Annotated in this window: 17 protein-coding genes; 5 read left to right on the top strand and 12 right to left on the bottom strand. The window is 70.6% G+C overall.

Going from position 1 to position 18,101, the window contains the following annotated elements; all coding sequences use genetic code 11:
- Nucleotides 1-4: 4 nt before the first annotated feature.
- From mmsA to mgrA, 4 genes are all read right to left on the bottom strand, one after another.
- Entirely contained in the window at nucleotides 5-1,525 is a 1,521-nt protein-coding gene (mmsA, locus tag RL72_RS12725) for a multiple monosaccharide ABC transporter ATP-binding protein (protein WP_045251290.1), read from the bottom strand.
- Between the two features lie 164 nt (nucleotides 1,526-1,689).
- Nucleotides 1,690-2,703 (bottom strand): LacI family DNA-binding transcriptional regulator, encoded by a 1,014-nt coding sequence (locus tag RL72_RS12730; protein ID WP_045251211.1) that lies wholly within the window; start codon nucleotides 2,701-2,703, stop codon nucleotides 1,690-1,692.
- Nucleotides 2,704-2,781: 78 nt separating this feature from the next.
- A complete protein-coding gene (locus tag RL72_RS12735) occupies nucleotides 2,782-3,762 on the bottom strand; it encodes a 4-(cytidine 5'-diphospho)-2-C-methyl-D-erythritol kinase (protein ID WP_045251212.1) in 981 nt (326 codons plus the stop codon).
- A gap of 4 nt (nucleotides 3,763-3,766) precedes the next feature.
- The gene (mgrA, locus tag RL72_RS12740; RefSeq protein ID WP_045251213.1) at nucleotides 3,767-4,834 is read right to left on the bottom strand and encodes an L-glyceraldehyde 3-phosphate reductase; all 1,068 of its coding nucleotides are present in this window, start codon (nucleotides 4,832-4,834) and stop codon (nucleotides 3,767-3,769) included.
- A 228-nt stretch (nucleotides 4,835-5,062) separates the two neighbouring features.
- On the opposite strand from mgrA, the gene RL72_RS12745 reads away from it, so the two are divergent.
- Nucleotides 5,063-5,728, top strand: coding sequence for a hypothetical protein (locus RL72_RS12745; protein WP_045251214.1), 666 nt, complete (start codon nucleotides 5,063-5,065; stop codon nucleotides 5,726-5,728).
- Between the two features lie 153 nt (nucleotides 5,729-5,881).
- On the opposite strand, the gene rsmA is transcribed toward RL72_RS12745, so the two are convergent.
- A complete protein-coding gene (gene rsmA / locus RL72_RS12750; RefSeq protein ID WP_045251215.1) occupies nucleotides 5,882-6,730 on the bottom strand; it encodes a 16S rRNA (adenine(1518)-N(6)/adenine(1519)-N(6))-dimethyltransferase RsmA in 849 nt (282 codons plus the stop codon).
- Nucleotides 6,731-6,766: 36 nt separating this feature from the next.
- On the opposite strand from rsmA, the gene RL72_RS12755 reads away from it, so the two are divergent.
- Nucleotides 6,767-8,095 (top strand): MFS transporter, encoded by a 1,329-nt coding sequence (locus RL72_RS12755; RefSeq protein WP_045251216.1) that lies wholly within the window; start codon nucleotides 6,767-6,769, stop codon nucleotides 8,093-8,095.
- On the opposite strand, the gene RL72_RS12760 is transcribed toward RL72_RS12755, so the two are convergent.
- The 4 genes from RL72_RS12760 to rsmI form a co-directional block, all read right to left on the bottom strand.
- Nucleotides 8,077-8,964 (bottom strand): TatD family hydrolase, encoded by an 888-nt coding sequence (locus RL72_RS12760; protein WP_045251217.1) that lies wholly within the window; start codon nucleotides 8,962-8,964, stop codon nucleotides 8,077-8,079. The two genes, RL72_RS12755 and RL72_RS12760, sit on opposite strands and share 19 nt — an antisense overlap.
- A 10-nt stretch (nucleotides 8,965-8,974) precedes the next feature.
- Entirely contained in the window at nucleotides 8,975-10,552 is a 1,578-nt protein-coding gene (gene metG, locus RL72_RS12765) for a methionine--tRNA ligase (RefSeq protein WP_045251218.1), read from the bottom strand.
- A 78-nt stretch (nucleotides 10,553-10,630) separates the two neighbouring features.
- Nucleotides 10,631-11,254 carry a class I SAM-dependent methyltransferase gene (locus RL72_RS12770; protein WP_045251219.1) on the bottom strand — a complete coding sequence of 208 codons (624 nt, stop codon included), beginning with the start codon at nucleotides 11,252-11,254 and terminating at the stop codon, nucleotides 10,631-10,633.
- Nucleotides 11,255-11,395: 141 nt separating this feature from the next.
- Nucleotides 11,396-12,211, bottom strand: a complete 816-nt coding sequence (gene rsmI, locus RL72_RS12775; protein ID WP_045251291.1) for a 16S rRNA (cytidine(1402)-2'-O)-methyltransferase — start codon at nucleotides 12,209-12,211, stop codon at nucleotides 11,396-11,398.
- Nucleotides 12,212-12,234: 23 nt separating this feature from the next.
- Here rsmI and RL72_RS12780 point away from each other — a divergent pair, with 23 nt between their 5' ends.
- The 3 genes from RL72_RS12780 to RL72_RS12790 are packed head-to-tail and all read left to right on the top strand — an operon-like array spanning nucleotide 12,235 to nucleotide 14,996.
- Nucleotides 12,235-13,809, top strand: coding sequence for a dolichyl-phosphate-mannose--protein mannosyltransferase (locus tag RL72_RS12780; protein ID WP_052674394.1), 1,575 nt, complete (start codon nucleotides 12,235-12,237; stop codon nucleotides 13,807-13,809).
- 1 nt (nucleotide 13,810) lies between these two features.
- Nucleotides 13,811-14,773 (top strand): magnesium/cobalt transporter CorA, encoded by a 963-nt coding sequence (gene corA, locus RL72_RS12785; RefSeq protein ID WP_045251220.1) that lies wholly within the window; start codon nucleotides 13,811-13,813, stop codon nucleotides 14,771-14,773.
- Nucleotides 14,774-14,777: 4 nt separating this feature from the next.
- Nucleotides 14,778-14,996: a hypothetical protein gene (locus RL72_RS12790; protein ID WP_045251221.1), complete on the top strand. Its 219-nt coding sequence runs from the start codon at nucleotides 14,778-14,780 to the stop codon at nucleotides 14,994-14,996.
- A gap of 24 nt (nucleotides 14,997-15,020) precedes the next feature.
- On the opposite strand, the gene RL72_RS12795 is transcribed toward RL72_RS12790, so the two are convergent.
- Genes RL72_RS12795 through RL72_RS12805 form a run of 3 tightly spaced genes read right to left on the bottom strand, consistent with a single transcriptional unit; the run spans nucleotide 15,021 to nucleotide 18,071 of the window.
- A complete protein-coding gene (locus RL72_RS12795; RefSeq protein WP_045251222.1) occupies nucleotides 15,021-15,494 on the bottom strand; it encodes an Lrp/AsnC family transcriptional regulator in 474 nt (157 codons plus the stop codon).
- A 1-nt stretch (nucleotide 15,495) separates the two neighbouring features.
- Entirely contained in the window at nucleotides 15,496-16,911 is a 1,416-nt protein-coding gene (locus tag RL72_RS12800; RefSeq protein ID WP_045251223.1) for an amino acid permease, read from the bottom strand.
- Nucleotides 16,908-18,071 (bottom strand): histidinol-phosphate transaminase, encoded by a 1,164-nt coding sequence (locus RL72_RS12805; protein WP_045251293.1) that lies wholly within the window; start codon nucleotides 18,069-18,071, stop codon nucleotides 16,908-16,910. Before RL72_RS12805 ends, RL72_RS12800 begins: the two co-directional genes overlap by 4 nt.
- Between the last annotated feature and the right edge of the window lie 30 nt (nucleotides 18,072-18,101).

Genomic DNA, 18,101 nt, shown 5'->3' on the forward strand with positions numbered 1-18,101 from the left:
GTGCTCATGCGGACGCCTTCTGAGTCAGGGAGGTCATGCTGCGCATGAGCGCCTCCGGGGTGGCTTCGGATGCAGGGAGGCAGTCGGTGACGCGCCCCTCGAAAACGGTGTAGATACGGTCGGACATGCCCAGGAGCTCCGGGAGCTCGCTGGAGATCACGATCACGCCCTTGCCCTGGGCTGCGAGCTCGTTGATGATGCCGTAGATCTCGTACTTCGCGCCGACGTCGATGCCGCGGGTGGGCTCGTCCAGGATCAGCAGATCCGGATCCGTGAACATCCACTTCGCCAGCACGACCTTCTGCTGGTTGCCGCCGGAGAGCGTGCCCACGCCCTGCTCGACGGTCGGCGTCTTGATGCGCAGCGACTTGCGGTAGCGCTCCGCGACCTGCGCCTCCTCGACGTCGTTCACGACGCCGTTGCGGGAGATCTTGGACAGCTTGGCCGACACGATCGACCGCTTGATCGTGTCGAGCAGGTTGAGCCCGAGCACCTTGCGGTCCTCGCTCACGTACGCGAGTCCGTGCCGGATCGCGCTGCGCACGTCGGGCAGCGCGATCTCCTGGCCGTCCTTGATGATCGTGCCGGACAGGTACTGACCGTAGGAGCGGCCGAAGATGCTCATCGCGAACTCGGTGCGGCCGGCGCCCATGAGGCCCGCGATGCCGACGACCTCGCCGCGGCGCACCTCGATGCTGGAGCCCTTCACGACCATGCGCTCGGACACGCTGGGGTGACGCACCCACCAGTCCTTGACCTGGAAGAACACCTCCCCGATCTCCGGCGTGCGGTCGGGGTAGCGGCTCTCGAGCGAGCGCCCGACCATGCCGCGGATGATGCGGTCCTCGTTGATCTCGCCGCGGCCCACGTCGAGCGTCTCGACCGTGCGGCCGTCGCGGATGATCGTGATCTCGTCCGCGATCTGCTCGATCTCGTTGAGCTTGTGGCTGATGATGATCGACGTGATCCCCTTGGCCTTGAGGCCGAGGATCAGGTCGAGCAGATGCTGGGAGTCGTTCTCGTTCAGCGCGGCGGTCGGCTCGTCGAGGATGAGCAGCTTGACGTCCTTGTTGAGCGCCTTCGCGATCTCGATGAGCTGCTGCTTGCCCACGCCGAGGTGCTTGACCGCGACGTCGGGATCCTCCCGGAGGCCGACGCGGGCGAGCAGCTCGACGGTGCGCTGCTTCTGCGCGGTCCAGTCGATGCGCGCGCCGCGGCGGATCTCGTTGCCGAGGAAGATGTTCTCGGTGATCGAGAGCTCCGGGATGAGCGCGAGCTCCTGGTGAATGATCGCGATGCCGGCATGCTCGCTGGCCGCGATGTCCCGGAAGCGCTGCTCCTGCCCGTAGAGCAGGATCTCGCCGTCGTAGCTGCCGTACGGGTACACGCCCGACAGCACCTTCATCAGGGTCGACTTCCCCGCGCCGTTCTCACCGCAGATCGCGTGCACCTCGCCGGTGCGCACGGTGATCGACACATCCGAGAGGGCCTTCACGCCCGGGAACTCCTTCGTGATGCTGCGCATCTCGAGGATCGGTCCGGCCACGGTGGGCAACGTCGTCGTCTCGCTCACGGATCTCCTTCGATACCAGGTCCGGTGATGTTCCGGTCAATGTTACCGTTCACATCGGGTTACATGGTGCAACGCCCGAACGGACAGTGTCAAGTCGCACCGACCATTTCGTGTCCCTACCGTGACGCGGCGGACTCTCTCCCGCACAGCACCGGGACGACGGGCCCGAACTCCGGCACGGCCTCGCCGCGCAGCTGCGCGAGCAGGATGCGCACGGCGCGCCGGCCCAGCTCGGCGAAGTCCTGGTGCACGGTCGTCAGGGGCGGGGCGACGTGCGCGGCGACCGGGATGTCATCGAAGCCGACCACGCTGACATCGATCGGCACCCGCAGCCCCGCATCGCGGAAACCGTGCATCAGGCCGATCGCCATCAGGTCGTTCGCCGCGAACACGGCCGTGAAGTCGCGGCGGCGGGCCAGCTCCTGCCCCGCGAACCAGCCGAAGTCCGCCGTCCAGTCGCCGCGGATCGGCGGAATGGTCGGCAGATCGGCGTCACGCATCGCGTCGAGGTAACCGCGCATGCGCGACTCCGCCTCGATCCAGTCCTGCGGTCCCGCCAGATGCAGGATGTCGCTGTGCCCCAGCCGGATCAGGTACTCGGTGATCATCCGCGCGCCGGCCAGCTGGTCGGCGGAGTGGCTGAACCCGTCGGAGCCGGAGGCGGTCTGCAGGCTGACGAAAGGCACGGACACCGCCATCCCCCGCAGCACGTTGAAGACGCGCACCTGCGGGGCGAGCACGACGATGCCGTCGACGGCCTCCCGCACCAGCTGCCGCACCGCCGCGCCGATCACCTCGGGCGTCGTGTCGGGCAGGTTCAGCGTGCTCACGGAGTAGCCCTCGGCGCGCGCCGCATCCTCGATCGCGGCGATCGAGGAGGTCGGCCCGAACTCCCCCGTGGTCGCCGACAGGATGCCCAGCATGTTCGACCGGCTCGTGGCGAGCGCGCGCGCCGCGACGTTCGGCCGGTAGTCGAGCACGCGGATCGCGTCGAGCACGCGCTCCTTGGTCTCCGGGCGGATGCTGGGGTGATCGTTGAGCACGCGCGAGACGGTCTGGTGCGAGACCCCGGCCAGTCGCGCGACGTCGCGGATGCTCGGCATGCGGGCGCGATCGGAGGAGGTGGACATGCAGAGCCTCCTCGATGTGCACGGTCACATGGATCTACCCCATTATGCGGGCCGAGTCCGGGCCGCGCACGTCGGGCGTCAGGATTCGGTCGACACCACGTGCGCGCCGCGCACCGGTCCGTGCGCACGCAGCGCCGTGCGCCCCTGCTCGCGCAGGCGCTCGGCGACGGCGTCCGCCCCCGTCGCGCTCTCGCAGAGGAACGCCACGGTCGGACCGGATCCCGAGACGATGCCGCCCACCACGGCCGTCGAGTCGCGCACCCGGTCGATGAGCTCCTCGAGCTGCGGCCTCAGCCGGAACGACCCCGCCTGCAGCTGATTGCGCAGGCTCTGGCCGAGTGCGAACGGGTCGCCCGACAGCAGCGCCTCGAAGAACGAGGGCGGCACCTGCACCGGATCCGCGCTGCGCCGCTGCGCATGCCGGGCGGGATCGGCCTGCAGATCCTCGGCCATCACCAGGTCGAACGCGCGGTACACGGACGGCGTGGAGAGCCCCTCGTCGTCGAGCACCAGCACCCATTCGTACCGGCCGCGGGACAGCGCGGGAGTGAGCACATCGCCCCGCCCCGAGCCGACCGCGGTGCCGCCCATGAGGGCGAAGGGCACGTCGGCGCCGAGTCGCGCGGCGAGCTCGTGCAGCCGTCCGTGGTCGACACCCGTGCGCCACAGCTCGTTGCACGCCACGAGCGCGGCTGCGGCGTCAGCGGAGCCTCCGCCCATGCCCCCCGCGACCGGCACGCTCTTGCGCACGTCGAGATGCACGCCGCCGTCGTATCCGGTGGCCGCGGCGAGCACCTTGGCCGCGCGCATCGCGAGGTTGCGGTCGTCGAGAGGCACCGCGTCGGGATCGGCCACGCCGGAGACGGCGATCGTGAAGTCGTCGGCCGGGGTGGCGATCACGTCCTCGTACAGCGAGACGGCCTGGAACACGGTCGACAACTCGTGATAGCCGTCCTCGTCGAGGTCGCCGACACCGAGGAAGAGGTTGATCTTGCCCGGTGCGCGCACGTGCACGCGCCGCACGTGCTCGTCGCCCGGCCGCTCCTCCGCGATGCTCATCCGGTCACAGCTCCGAGGAGACCGACCACAGGTCCACATCGAGTCCGGCGCCGGCGATGCGATCGATGCGCGCGATCTCCTCCGCGGTGAGCGCGGGGGCGTCGAGCGCTGCGAGGTTCTCGTCGAGCTGCGCCGGCCGGGAGGCGCCGATGAGCGCCGAGGCGACCACGCCGTCGCGGAGCACCCACTGCAGCGCGAGCTGGGCGAGGCTCTGCCCGCGCTCGCGGGCGAGGTCGTTCAGCGCCCGGAGGATCGCGAGGCCCTCGTCGCTGAGCGGCTTGTCCGGCAGGGATCCGCGCTTCTGGGCGCGCTGCGCGGTGCCGTCGCCGAGGTACTTGTCGGTGAGGAGTCCCTGCGCGAGCGGCGTGAAGGCGATCGCCCCCATGCCCTCCTCGCGGAGCGTCTCGGTGAGGCCGTCCTCCACCCAGCGGTTCAGGATGGAGTAGGACGGCTGGTGGATGACGAGGGGCGTGCCGAGCTCCCGGGCCACGTCCGCCGCCGCCTCCGTGCGCTCCGCGCTGTACGACGAGATCCCGACGTACAGCGCCTTGCCCTGGCGGACCAGCGTGTCGAGCGCCCCGACGGTCTCCTCGACGGGCGTCTCCGGATCCACCCGGTGCGAGTAGAAGATGTCGACGTAGTCCAGCCCCATCCGCGTCAGCGACTGCTCCGCACTGGCCAGGATGTACTTGCGGCTGCCGAGGTCTCCGTACGGCCCGGGCCACATGTCCCAGCCGGCCTTGGACGAGATGATCAGCTCGTCCCGGTAGGGCCGGAGATCCTCGGCGAAGATGCGTCCGAAGTTCTTCTCGGCCGAGCCGTAGGGCGGGCCGTAGTTGTTGGCCAGGTCGAAGTGCGTGATCCCCCGGTCGAAGGCGTGCCGCAGCAGCGCGCGCTGCTGGTCGAGCGGGATGTTGTCGCCGAAGTTCCACCACAGCCCCAGCGAGATCGCCGGCAGGTAGAGGCCCGAGGAGCCCACCTGCCGGAAATGGGCCCCCTCGTACCGGTCCGCCGCGGCGGTGTAGGGGCGGTGGATGTCGAGGACGTCTGGGCGGAAGCGCGGCTCGGTCACCGTCCCAGGTTAGCGGCGCAGCGCGACATCGCCTCCCCCTCTTCGGCGGTTTCCGGGGGCGGTCCGCACCTGTCGCAGACACCGGGGCGCTCGCCGATATCTCGGGAACTCGCTAGGATGATCGGCCAACCGCGGACCGAGCCCGATCCGCGTCCGATCACGCTCACCCCAGTGCGGATCACCACCCGAACAGTGCATTCGCCCGAGCGTGCGGCGACAGGAACTGTCATGCACTGGCCCCGGCGTACCCCTCTCGTCCTCCTCGCGGCGGGCGTGCTCTGCGTCTGCATCTCCGCTGCAGCGCTGACCACCTCCGACCCGCGATGGTGGCTGTCCTGCTTCAGCCGGCTCGGCGCGATGCAGGACGGATCGAGTGCGCTCTTCAACGGCGGGATGATGCTCGCCGGCGCCGTCATCGCCCTGAGCGCGTGGCCCGTCCGCCGGGGCCTCAAGGCCGCTTCCGCCGCGGGATTACCGGCGAACGGCGCCGTCCCCGTCGTCGTCCCCCTGCTCATCGTCGGCCTCGGACTGAGCCTGGCCCTGGTCGGCGTGCTGCCCCTGTCGTTCAACGTGTTCGCCCACGAGCGCGCGGCGAACGGGGCGCTCGCATCGTCGGCCGGGCTCCTGCTCATGCACCGGCTGCACCTGCGCGGCCTGTCGCGAACCCTCGACCGCCTGTCCCTCGGGGCGATCGTCGTCCTCGTCGTGGGGATGACGGCGCTGATCGCCGGACTGATCACGCTCACCGTGTTCGAGGCGCTCGCCTTCGGGTCGGTGATCGCGTGGCTGCAGACGCTCCAGAGCCGCGTGGAGCACCTCCGTCCCGTCGCCTCGCGCCCTTTCTCGGCAAACTCTCAGCATTTGACCTTGTCCCCCATTTGGGGGACAAGGTGATCCGGTGTTATTGTCAAGATCTCAGCTGAGGATGTCGATCGAGATCTGGGGACTCGGTCGACGTGAAGGTACCTCCAGTCGAAGTGACTGTGCCCTCTCGGGAACCCGAAACCCGAGGGGGCACAACTTCGTGGAGACGCGGATCCGGTCCGCTCAGTCCTGTCGCGCGGCCCGCGCGATGCGCTGGTAGTCGTCGACCGTGAGATCCTCTCCGCGCGCGGTCGGCGCGACTCCGGCGGCCTCGAGCACGGCCGATGCCTCCGCCGAGCTGCCGAACAGACCGGACAGCGCCTGACGCAGCATCTTGCGACGCTGGTTGAACGCGGCGTCCACGATCTCGAAGGTGCGGATCCGCTCCTCCTCGGTGCCCCGCGGCTCCGGATCCCGCCGGAAGCCCACCAGCAGGCTGTCCACGTTCGGCACCGGCCAGAACACCTGCCGGGAGACCGTGCCGCACAGGCGCCACGGGCCGTACCAGGCGGCCTTCACGCTCGGTGCGCCGTAGATCTTCGATCCGGGCTTCGCCGCCAGACGCTCCGCGACCTCGGCCTGCACCATCACCACGCCCCGGGCGAGGTACGGGAAGGTCTCCAGGAAGTGCAGCAGCACGGGCACCGAGACGTTGTACGGGAGGTTCGCGACGAGCACCGTCGGCTCCCCCGGCAGCGATGTCACGCGCATCGCATCGGCGTCCACCACGGTCAGCGCGCCCTCCGGCACCCCCCGGTCCACGACGGTCTGCGGGAGCCGCGCGGCCAGGCGGTGATCGATCTCGACCGCCGTCACGCTCGCCCCGGTCTCCAGGATCGCGAGGGTGAGGGATCCGAGGCCCGGGCCGACCTCGACGACGCGCTCCGAGGGCTGCACCTCCGCCGCCTGCACGATCTTGCGCACCGTGTTGGCGTCGACGACGAAGTTCTGGCCGAGCTTCTTGGTGGGCGTCACGTCGAGTTCGGACGCGAGCCGGCGGATGTCGGCGGCGCCGAGCAGGGAGACGGTCATCTGACCATTGTCCCCCACGCTCGATAGTCTTCTCGGATGCCCTCGATCGGTGAACTCGTCGCGCCACGGCGCATGGGCAGGGACTTCCGCTGGCTCCTCGCCTCCAGCTGGACCAGCAACGTCGGCGACGGCGTCGCCCTCGCCGCCGCTCCCCTGCTCATCGCGTCGATGACGTCGTCGCCGATCCTCGTCGCCGCAGGCGCCATCCTGCAGTTCCTGCCCTGGCTCGTGTTCGGCCTCCATGCCGGGGCGATCGCCGACCGCTTCGACCGCCGCCGGCTCGTGATGGCGGCCAACGCCGCGCGCGCCGTCGTGCTGCTCGCCCTGTGCGCCTTCCTCGTGACCGGCACGGCGAACATCTGGATCGTGCTGGCCTCCGCGTTCCTCTACGGCACCGCCGAGGTGTTCGTCGACACCGCCGGATCCACGCTGCTTCCCATGCTCCTGAAGCCCGCGGATCTCGGTCTCGGCAACGCCCGGCTGCAGGCGGGCTTCCTGGTCGCGAACCAGTTCGCCGGCCCTCCGCTCGGCGCGTTCCTGTTCGCCGCGGGGCACGCCTGGCCGTTCCTGCTCGAGGCGGTCTGCGTGAGCCTGGCGGTCGTGCTCATCTCCCGGATCGCGCGGACGCCGGTACCTCCGCGCTCCACGGCCGGGTCCGGCGACGACCTCGGCGGCGCGGAGGCGGGCACGCCCGGGTCCGGCGCGAAGGTGCACACCGACACTTCGACAGGCTCAGTGCATCGCATCGCCGAGGGGCTGCGCTGGCTGTGGCGCAACCCGCCGGTGCGGACGCTCGTGCTCATCATCCTGCTGTTCAACGTGACCTGGGCGGCGCCGTGGGGCGTGCTGGTGCTGTACGCGACCGAGCACCTCCACATGGGCGCCGTCGGCTACGGCATGCTCACCACGGCGTCCGCCGCGGGCGGCCTGCTGGCCACCCTGAGCTTCGGCTGGCTGGAGCGCCACGTGTCGTTCGCGACCATGATGCGGGTCTGCCTCTCCCTCGAGGTCGTCATGCACCTCGCGTTCGCCCTGACCACGCAGGGCTGGATCGCCCTGACCATCATGTTCGTGTTCGGCTTCTACGCGTTCATCTGGGGCACGATCTCGACGACCGTGCGACAGCGGCTCGTCCCGCACGAGCTGCAGGGACGCGTGTCCTCCGTGAACTCGGTCGGAGTGTTCGGCGGCATGGTGATCGGGCAGGCGCTCGGCGGCGTGATCGCGCAGACGTGGGGGCTCACCGCGCCATGGTGGTTCGCCTTCGCCGGCGCGGCCGTCACCCTGCTCTTCGTCTGGCGGCCGATCTCGCAGATCGTCTCCGCCCGGCCCGTGGTCGACGAGGTTCAGGCGAACGAGCCGTAGACCTCGAGCGTGTTCGCGGCGATCTGCGCGCCGAGCTCGTCCGGCTCGACACCGAGCTCCGCGGCCATGAACCGCACCGTGAGCGGAACGAGGTACGGCGCGTTGGGACGCCCGCGCAGAGGCACCGGCGTGAGGAACGGCGCGTCCGTCTCGACGAGGATCCGCTCCCTCGGCGTGACCTCGAGCGCATCGCGGAGGTTCTGCGCGTTCTTGAACGTGACGTTGCCGGCGAACGACAGGTAGTAACCGGCGTCGGCGCAGATCCGTGCCATCGCAGCGTCGCCGGAGAAGCAGTGGAACACCGTCCGCTCGGGCGCGCCGACGCGCTGCAGCGTCTCCAGCACGTCGTCGTGCGCATCGCGGTCGTGGATCTGCATCGCGATGCGGTGCTTCTTCGCGAGGGCGATGTGCGCTTCGAAGGACGCGTGCTGGGCGGCGCGTCCCGGCTCCTCGGTGCGGAAGTAGTCGAGCCCGGTCTCCCCGATCGCGCGGGTGCGCGGGTGCGCGGCGAGCTCGTCGATCACGGAGAGCGCCTCGTCGAGCCGCCCCGCCTCGGCGTAGGCCGGCGCGTCGTTGGGATGGATCGCGACGGCCGCCAGCACCCGCGGATCCGCCTCGGCCGCCGCCACCGCCCATCGCGACGAGTCGATGTCGCCCGAGGCCTGCACGACACCGAGGATGCCGACCGCCTGCGCGCGGTCGAGCTGCTCGGTGAGCGTGAGCGACTCGTCGCCGTCCGCGATCTCGAGGTGGCAGTGATTGTCGTACACCGGCACCGTGAGAGGCTCGGGCAGCGGCGGATACCGCAGGTCCTTCCGCCCGTCCGCGGCGCGTTCGCGCACGTACGTCTCGGGAATGGCGTCGCTCATGCGGATCGGCTCAGGCCGTCGCCTCGATGCGCGGGAACAGCGGGGCGAGGGCCTGCACCTGCGTGCCCGCGGGCAGCTGCCCCCAGCGCCCCGCGTCGCGCAGCGGCTGCGCCGTGAGCGCGCCGAGGCCCGCGGAGGCGCCCAGGGCGTCCCACAGCTTCGCGGTCGACTGCGGCATGACCGGGGAGAGCAGCACGGCGAGCGCGCGCAGCCCCTCGGCGCACGTGTACAGGACCGTGCCGAGGCGCTCCTTCTGCTCCTCGTCCTTGGCGAGCGACCACGGCTCGTTCTCCGTGATGTACCCGTTGAGCGCGTCCACGATGGTCCACACGTCGGCGATGGCCTCGTCGATCCGGAACCGCTCGACGGCGGCATCGGCGTCGGCGGCGGCCTTGGCCACGATCTGCTGCACGGCGAGATCCTGCGCGGCGTACTCGCCGGCTGCCGGCACGACCCCGCCGAAGTAGCGCTCGATCATGGCGATCGTGCGCGACGCCAGGTTGCCGAACCCGTTCGCCAGCTCGGCCTGATAGCGCGCCGACAAGTCCTCCCAGGAGAAGGATCCGTCCTGCCCGAAGGCGATCGCGGAGAGGAAGTAGAACCGGTAGGCGTCGGATCCGAACACGTCGGTGATCTCGGTCGGCGCGATACCGGTGAGCTTCGACTTCGACATCTTCTCGCCGCCCACGAGAAGCCAGCCGTGCGCGAACACGCCCTTGGGGACCTCCAGGCCCGCCGCCATCAGCATGGCCGGCCAGATGACCGCGTGGAAGCGCAGGATGTCCTTGCCGACCACGTGGTAGGCCGGCCAGCGGCGGGCGAAGAGCTCCTCGTCGGAGCCGTAGCCGACGGCGGTCGCGTAGTTGAGCAGCGCGTCCACCCACACGTAGATGACGTGCGACGTGTCCCACGGCAGCGGGATGCCCCAGTCGAACGTCGAGCGCGAGATCGACAGATCCTTCAGCCCCTGCGAGACGAACGAGACGACCTCGTTGCGCGCCGAGTCGGGACGCACGAAGTCGGGCTCCGTCTTGTACAGCTCGAGCAGGCGGTCCTGGAACTCGCTGAGCTTGAAGAAGTAGTTCTTCTCCTGCAGCAGCTCGAGCGGCTTCGAGTGGATCGCGCACACCTTGAGGCCCTCGAACGGACCGGTGCCGTCGACGATCTCCGACTCGGGCTTGAACTCCTCACAGCCCACGCAGTACAGCGCCTCGTACTCGCCGGCGTAGATGTAGCCCGCGTCGTAGAGCTTCTGAAAGAACACCTGCACGTTGCGCTCGTGCCGCTCCTGCGTGGTGCGGATGAAGTCGTCGTTGGCGACGTCGAGCGTCGTGAGCAGCGGGAACCAGCTCTCGCTGACGAGCTTGTCCACCCACTCCTGCGGCGTGACGCCGTTCGCGGCCGCGGCGCGCAGCATCTTCTGGCCGTGCTCGTCGGTGCCGGTGAGCATCCAGGTGTCATCGCCCGACTGGCGGTGCCAGCGCGCGAGGGTGTCCACGGCGACGCTGGTGTAGCCGTGCCCGATGTGGGGCACGTCCGACGGGTAGTAGATCGGCGTGGTGATGTAGAAGGACTCGCCTGCGGGCATGCGTTCGATTCTAGGCGGGATGCGCGGGCCGGTTCGGACGATGACGACGGGCAGGCCTGCAGCCCCCACGCCTCCGGCTCAGACGCTCGCCCTTCGTTCGGCGATCACGGCGCCGTGCGGACGGACGCTCCCCGCGGCACCGGGCTCGCGCTCGCGACGCTCGGCGTGCACGACCGCGAGCCCCGCGTCGCCGAGCAGGACGGTGAGCGCGTCGGCCGACCAGTAGTGCGCCGTCGTGACCGCGTGCGCGAAGGGCTCGCCCGGCGGGCCGTCGAAGAATCCGATCAGCATCCGTCCGCCGGGGGCGAGCACGCGCCCGAGCTCGGCGATCACCGCGGGGAGCTCGTCCGGAGGCAGATGGATCAGCGAGTACCAGGCGAGGACCCCGCCGAAGGCCTCGTCCGCGAACGGCAGGTCGCGGACCGAGGCAGCCTCGAACCGGAGAGCCGGATGGCGCTCCCGGGCCGCGGCGAGGAACTCCGCGGAGAGGTCGACGCCGATGACGTCCCGCCCGGTCCCGGCGAGGAACGCGGTCCACAGCCCTGGCCCGCAGCCGGCATCCAGCAGCGAGCCCGGGGTCTCGTCCCGCCAGCGCGCGATGAGCGCCACGTCGGCGCGCTCCATCTGGTCGAGGCTCCCGATCAGCGCGATGTACTCGGCCGCACGCGCGTCGTACGCGGCCGCCACCTGCTCGTCCCGCATCCCCACAGCGTGCCCCGCGCCCCGGACGCTCGGCCTGCGCCCCGCCGTCAACACGGCGTTCGCGCGGTCGAAACCTGCTGACGCGTCGCAATACGGCGCAGCGCCGACAGGAGTGAGCAGCGCGAGCGGACGCACCGCGCTTCAGCGGGCGGCGAGCGCCGCCTGGTACAGGTCCCGGGAGCCGAGCCCGGTGGCGGCGGCGACCTCCGCGCACGCCTCCTTGAGGCGCACGCCCGAGGCGACCAGCGCCTGCACCTGGGCCAGGGCGTCCTCCGCCGACACCTCCCGCGGAGCGGCTCCTTCCACGACCACGACGATCTCGCCCTTCACGCCGTGCTCCGCCCACGCGGCGAGCTCGGCGGCGCCGCCGCGGCGCACCTCCTCGTAGAGCTTGGTGAGCTCGCGGCACACCGCCGCGCGCCGGTCGTCGCCGAACACCGCGGCCATGTCGCCCAGGGTCGCCGCCAGACGCGACGGCGACTCGAAGAAGACCATCGTGCGGGGTTCCGTCGCCAGTGCGGTCAGGGCCGAGCGCCGCTCGCCCGGCTTGCGCGGCAGGAAGCCCTCGAAGGTGAACCGGTCGGTCGGCAGCCCGGACACGGCGAGCGCGGTGACGACGGCGCTGGGCCCGGGGATCGCCGTCACCGTCACCCCGCGCTCGGCCGCCGCGGCGACCAGCCCGTAGCCGGGATCGCTCACGGTGGGCATGCCGGCGTCGCTGAGCACGACGAGATCCTGCGACTCGGCGAGCTCGGCGAGCTCGCCGGCCTTGGCCTTCTCGTTGTGGTCGTGCAGGGCGATCAGACGCGGCCGGTTCGCGATGCCGAGGGCCTGGAGCAGCCGCTGCGTGGTGCGGGTGTCCTCCGCGGCGATGACCGTCGCGTTCTCCAGCACCTCGACGAGGCGGCGGGACGCGTCGCCCAGATTTCCGATCGGAGTGGCCGCGAGGATGATCACCCGCCCCAGCATAGGCTGAGCGGGTGACCGCGCCCCTGCTGCCGGCCCTCGACGGCCGGCACGACGACCGCCCGACCGCCTGGGAACGGCTGCGCGACGCGTGGCTGGAGGATCCGGCGCGGCTCCGCCTGATCAGCTGGCTCGCGCCCGTCCTCGTCACGCTGCTCGCGGCCGTGCTGCGGATCGCGGGGATCGCGCATCCGCACACGATCGTCTTCGACGAGACCTACTACGTCAAGGACGCCTGGTCGCTGTGGGTGCACGGCTACGAGGCCACCTGGGGCGACAAGGCGAACGAGCTGTTCGCGACCGGCGACACCGGTGCCCTGCAGACCGCCGGCGCCTTCGTGGTGCACCCTCCGCTCGGCAAGTGGCTGATCGCCCTCGGCATCGCGGCGTTCGGTCCCGGTTCCAGCTTCGGCTGGCGCATCTCCACGGCGGTCATCGGCACGCTCACGGTGCTGGTGGTCTACCTGCTGGCCAAGGCGCTGACCCGGTCGGTCGCGGCGGCCACGCTCGCGGGTCTCCTCCTCGCCGTCGACGGGCTGGGCATCGTGCTCAGCCGGATCGGCCTGCTCGACGGGATCCTCACCTTCTTCGTCGTGCTCGGGATCCTCTTCCTCGTCTACGACAGGCAGCGGGTGATGCCACGGCTCGAGGAGCGCGCCTCGCATGAGCGCGGCGACGCCCCGACGCTGTGGGGCAGGGTGTTCTGGCGCCGTCCCTGGGTCGTGATGGCGGGCATCGCGCTCGGTGCCGCGACCAGCGTGAAGTGGTCGGGCGCCTATGTGCTGGCCGCCGCCGGCATCTACCTCGTGATCACGGACGCCCTCGCGCGTCGCCGCGCCGGTGTCGCCCTCTGGCCGACCGACGCGGTGCTGCGCCAGGGACCGGCGAGCTTCCTGCTTCTCGTGCCGGCCGCCGCGGCCGTGTACCTCGCGTCCTGGAGCGGATGGTTCCTCACCGGAGGCGGCTACGATCGCAACGCGGTGGCCGGCAACGCGCTCGCCTCCTGGGCCAAGTACCACTCCGACATCCTGGCGTTCCATGTCGGGCTCACGTCGTCGCATCCCTATGCGAGCCCCGCCTGGCAGTGGCCGCTGCTGATCCGTCCGACCGCGTTCTGGGTGGGCGGGCAGGACGCCCCGTGCTTCGGCACCGACCACTGCATCGGCACGATCACCTCGATCCCGAATCCGCTCATCTGGTACCTCGGCGTCGCGGCCGCGGTGTACCTGCTGGTGCGGTTCGTGCGCGGGCTCGTGCGGCGATCGCCCATGCCGTGGAGCTACGCGATCCCGCTCGTGGGTCTCGCCGCGACGTACCTGCCGTGGCTGGCCTTCCCCGAGCGCACGATCTTCCAGTTCTACACGGTGGTGATGGCGCCTTTCCTGATCCTCGCACTCGTGCTGGCGCTGCGCGACATCGCCGGGATCCGGAGCGCGCCGCGCCATCGCCGGCAGGCCGGCCAGCGCACGGTCGTCGTGATCGTGGTGCTGATCGTGCTGCTCAGCGCGTTCTACTACCCGCTCTGGATCGGTCTGCCCGTGCCCTGGTGGTTCTGGCAGGCCCACAACTGGATGATCACCTGGATCTGACATGCGCATCCTCGACACCGTCGACGAGACCCTGATCGCCCAGCTGCGCGCGCAGGGCGAGTTCTTCTGGCTCGACCTCGTCTCACCCTCCGCCGCGGAGGTGCAGCAGCTCGGTCAGCTGCTCGGCTGGCATCCGCTCTCGATCGAGGACACCCAGCGGATGGGCCAGCGGCCCAAGCTCGACGTCTACGGCGAGGGCGCACTGCTCGTGCTTCAGGCCGCCGTCGAGGTGCATCCGGAGGACGAGAACGACCACCCGCTCGAAGAGGTGCACTGCCACCTCAGCGGCGAGTTCATCGTGACGGTGCACGGCGAGCGCTTCCAGGATCTGCGTCAGGTGCGCACCCTCCTGGAGCGCTCGACGGCGCCGAAGACCGAGCGCTACTACGTCTACAAGATCATCGACGTGATCGTGGACAGCTACTTCCCCGTGCTCGCCGACCTCGACGAGGAGATCAACGACCTCGAGGACGCGATCGTCGCCGGAGCCGGCCGGCACGAGCTCGAGGAGACCTTCCGCCTGAAGCGGCTGCTGCTCAAGCTGCGCCGCGCCGTCGTGCCGATGCGCGACCTGTTCGCTCGGCAGGCCGAGGTCATCACGGATCTGGCGGGGCTCGAGGCCGACAGCCACGACTACTTCCGCGACATCTACGACCACCTCATCCGGATCACCGACGAGCTCGACGGCTACCACGAGATGGTCGCCGGATGCACCGACCTGTATCTGTCCACGGTCGCGAACCGTCAGGGCGAGACGTCCAAGCAGCTGGCGATCGTCGCCTCGATCTTCCTGCCCCTGAGCTTCCTCACCGGTTTCTTCGGCATGAACTTCGACTGGGCGATCGCACACGTGCTGAGCGGGCCGTGGTCGTTCTTCCTGCTCGGCCTCGGATCGATGGCGCTGTCGGCCGGCCTGATGTGGTGGTGGTTCCGCCGCAAGGGCTGGACCGGGAACGACGAGTAGCCCGATGGCGGCACCGTCCGGATTCTCGTACTCCCTCCGCGGCGACGACGTCGTGATCGCGCATCGCGGCGTCACCGCGGCGGTCCTGCGCGGACGCCGCGCCGTCGAGTTCCTGGATCAGGTGCAGACGGAGGAGCCTCAGTTGCTCATGGCCCGCATCACCGGAAACTACCGGCGCGGCAACGAACGCGCCGCCCGGCGGCATCCGCGCAACGCGGGCTGAGCCCGTCCGGGCGGCGCCCCGCCGTCACCCCCGCGCCGCGTGCTCGACGAGGGGCAGCACGCGCCCGCTGAGGTGCGTGCGCATCGCGATCGAGCTCGCCGTGCGCGCGACGCCGGGCACGAGCGCGATCCGGTCCAGCACCTCCTGCAGCTGCTCCGCGCTGTGGGCGACGAGGCGCAGCTGCATGTCGCTCGCCCCGGTCACCGTGTACATGTCGACCACCTCCGGGATCGCCGAGGCGAGCGCTTCCGCGACGTCGTCGTGGCCGACTTTCTGATCGATCTCCACCTGGCAGAAGGCGGTCAGCGCGTAGCCGAAGCCGCGCGGGTCGATGCGCGGCACGATGCCCTCGATCACGCCGTTCTCGTGCAGACGCGCGAGCCGGCTGGTGACCGTGCCGCGCGCCACGCCGAGCCGACGGGCGCACTCCAGCACGGGCAGCTGCGGCTCATCGGTGAGCAGCCGGATCAGGGCCGCGTCGAGGGCATCGATGCGCATGTCAGCTCCGGAACCCGTCGTCGGCGGAGTCCTTGAGCACGCCGGGCCGCGACAGCCCGCGGGTGAGCCGCGCCACCACGAGCAGCACGACCGTGAGAGCGATCGTGAGGAGCAGCTGGGTGCGCGCGCCCGCATCGAACATCGTCAGCACGATCACCGCGCCGAGCAGCACGAGCGTCACGATCGACAGGCCGGGGAAGCCCCACATCCGCATCGGCAGGACGATGCCTGCGGCATCCGCACGCCGACGCAGGATGAACTGCGCGAGCGCCGTCGCGGTCCACATGATCAGCAGCGTGGATCCGACCACGTTCAGCAGCGCCGGGAGCACCTGCTCGGGCCAGATCCAGTTGAGGATCACCGTGACGAATCCGAACGCGACCGAGCTCAGCACGGCGACGCGCGGCACGCCGGCGACGCTCGTGCGGGTGAGGGCGAGCGGGGCCAGACCGCGCTCGCCGAGCGAGAACGCCATGCGGGAGGCGCCGTAGATGTTCGCGTTCATCGCCGAGAGCAGCGCGATGATCACGATGAGGTCCATCACGAGCCCGACGCCGGGAACCTTCAGCGTGTCCAGCACGGCCGAGAAGGGCCCCGCCAGCACGTCCTTCGAGTTCCACGGCAGCACCGCGACGATCACGAAGATGGATCCGACGTAGAAGACCAGGATCCGCACCATCACCTGGCGGACGATCCGGCTGATGTTGCGCGACGGGTCGTCCGACTCGGCGGCGGCGATCGCGACGACCTCGGTGCCGCCGAACGCGAACACCACGATCAGCAGGGCGCCCGCGATGCCGGCGATCCCGGTGGGCGCGAAGCCGCCGTGGTCGGTGAGGTTGCCGATGCCGGTGGCCGGCGTCCCGGGGATGAGCCCGACGATCGCGAGCACGCCGACGACGAGGAACGCGATGATCGCGGCGACCTTGATCGCGGCGAACCAGAACTCGAACCGCCCGTAGTTGCGCACGCCGAGCAGGTTCACGACGGTGAGCGCGAGCACGAACAGCAGCACCCACGCCCACTCCGGCAGCCCGGGGAAGCGGTGGGCGACGATGCCCGCGGCGCCGGTCGCCTCGGCCGCGATCACGACGACGAGCTGGATCCAGTACAGCCAGCCCACCGCGCTGCCGACGCTGCGTCCCATGGCCTTCTGCGCGTACGAGCTGAAGGCGCCGGAGGACGGGTTGGCCGCGACCATCTCGGCGAGCATCGCCATGACGAGCACGACGATGGTGCCGGCGACGAGGTACGAGACGATGACGGCGGGGCCGGCGATGCCGATGGCCTGCCCCGAGCCGACGAACAGACCGGCCCCGATCGCGCCGCCGAGGCCCATCATCGAGATCTGGCGGCGGGTGAGCCCGGGATGCAGGCCCTTGGTCGTGGTGGTGGTCAGGGGCACTTCGGTGGTCATGCGGTCGCCTCCTCGCGAACGGCTGCGGTGTCGGGGATCTGGTCGGTGACGGGGACGGCGCGGAGTGCGGCCGCGACGCGGTCCACGTCCTCCGCGGAGCCGGCCGAGATGCGGACGCCCTCGCCGGGGAAGGTGCGGGCGACGACGCCGCCGGTGTGCAGGAGCTCGTCGAGCTCGACCGAGCGCTCCCCCGCCGGCACCCAGACGAAGTTCGCCCGGGAGGCGACGGCGGGCCAGCCCGCGTCGACGAGGATCCGCTGCAGGCGGTCGCGCTGCGCGGTGACCTCCGCGATACGCAGCGCGAGCTCGTGCTGCGCATCGAGGGATGCGACCGCGGCGGCCTGGGCGAGGTCGGTGACCCCGAACGGCACCGCGACCTTGCGCTGCGCGGCGGCGATCGCCGCCGGCGCGATCGCGTAGCCGATGCGGAGGCCGGCGAGCCCGTAGGCCTTGGAGAAGGTGTGCAGCACGGCCACGTGCGGGTAGCGGCGGAACAGCTCCAGCCCGGCACCGCGCCCGGGATCCGTCGCCGTCGTCGCGGGCCCGAAGTACGCCGAGTCGTCGAAGTGCACGTACGCCTCGTCGATCACCACGAGCACGTCCCGCGGCACGGCGTCCACGAAGCGCTCCAGCTCCTCGGGTCCCACGACCGTGCCGGTGGGGTTGTTCGGGTTGCACACGAAGATCAGCCGCGTGCGGTCGGTGATCGCCGCGAGCATGGCGTCGAGGTCGTGGCGGTGCTCACGGTCGAGCGGCACCATCACGGGGGTCGCGCCGGCCACGCGCACGAGCGAGGGATACGCCTCGAACGAGCGCCAGGCGAACATGACCTCGTCGCCCTCGCCGGCCGTGGCGTGGATGAGCTGGGCGGCGAGCTCGACCGAGCCCGCCCCCACCGTCACCAGATCCGGGGCGACGCCGTAGCGCTCGGCGAGGCGGCCGATGATCTCGGGGGCGGTCATCTGCGGATAGCGGTGGAGGGATCCGAGGCGGTCGGCGATCGCCGCGACGACCGACGGCAGCGGCGGGTGCGGCGACTCGTTGGAGGAGAGCTTCGAGGCTCCGGCCGGAGCGGAGCGGCCCTGCTTGTAGGCGGGCACCGCGTCGAGACGCGGATGCGGCGACGGCGTGGTCGAGGTCGGGGACACGGGAGAGGTCATCGTCGAGAGTGCGTCCTTGCTGCGTTCGGT

Origin of the sequence: Microbacterium azadirachtae, assembly GCF_000956545.1 — a bacterium.
GTDB classification, from domain to species: Bacteria; Actinomycetota; Actinomycetes; order Actinomycetales; family Microbacteriaceae; genus Microbacterium; species Microbacterium azadirachtae.

Coding starts and splice junctions, on each gene's coding strand:
- RL72_RS12760 (WP_045251217.1), bottom strand. CDS start 8,964: ATGAGCGACGCCATTCCCGAGACGTACGTGCGCGAACGCGCCGCGGAC.
- RL72_RS12805 (WP_045251293.1), bottom strand. CDS start 18,071: ATGACCTCTCCCGTGTCCCCGACCTCGACCACGCCGTCGCCGCATCCG.
- corA (WP_045251220.1), top strand. CDS start 13,811: ATGCGCATCCTCGACACCGTCGACGAGACCCTGATCGCCCAGCTGCGC.
- RL72_RS12735 (WP_045251212.1), bottom strand. CDS start 3,762: ATGAGCATCGCGGAGGAGCGGCCGGGCGACGAGCACGTGCGGCGCGTG.
- RL72_RS12745 (WP_045251214.1), top strand. CDS start 5,063: ATGCACTGGCCCCGGCGTACCCCTCTCGTCCTCCTCGCGGCGGGCGTG.
- RL72_RS12800 (WP_045251223.1), bottom strand. CDS start 16,911: ATGACCACCGAAGTGCCCCTGACCACCACCACGACCAAGGGCCTGCAT.
- RL72_RS12755 (WP_045251216.1), top strand. CDS start 6,767: ATGCCCTCGATCGGTGAACTCGTCGCGCCACGGCGCATGGGCAGGGAC.
- RL72_RS12770 (WP_045251219.1), bottom strand. CDS start 11,254: ATGCGGGACGAGCAGGTGGCGGCCGCGTACGACGCGCGTGCGGCCGAG.
- rsmA (WP_045251215.1), bottom strand. CDS start 6,730: ATGACCGTCTCCCTGCTCGGCGCCGCCGACATCCGCCGGCTCGCGTCC.
- RL72_RS12795 (WP_045251222.1), bottom strand. CDS start 15,494: ATGCGCATCGATGCCCTCGACGCGGCCCTGATCCGGCTGCTCACCGAT.
- metG (WP_045251218.1), bottom strand. CDS start 10,552: ATGCCCGCAGGCGAGTCCTTCTACATCACCACGCCGATCTACTACCCG.
- RL72_RS12730 (WP_045251211.1), bottom strand. CDS start 2,703: ATGTCCACCTCCTCCGATCGCGCCCGCATGCCGAGCATCCGCGACGTC.
- mmsA (WP_045251290.1), bottom strand. CDS start 1,525: ATGCGCAGCATCACGAAGGAGTTCCCGGGCGTGAAGGCCCTCTCGGAT.
- RL72_RS12790 (WP_045251221.1), top strand. CDS start 14,778: ATGGCGGCACCGTCCGGATTCTCGTACTCCCTCCGCGGCGACGACGTC.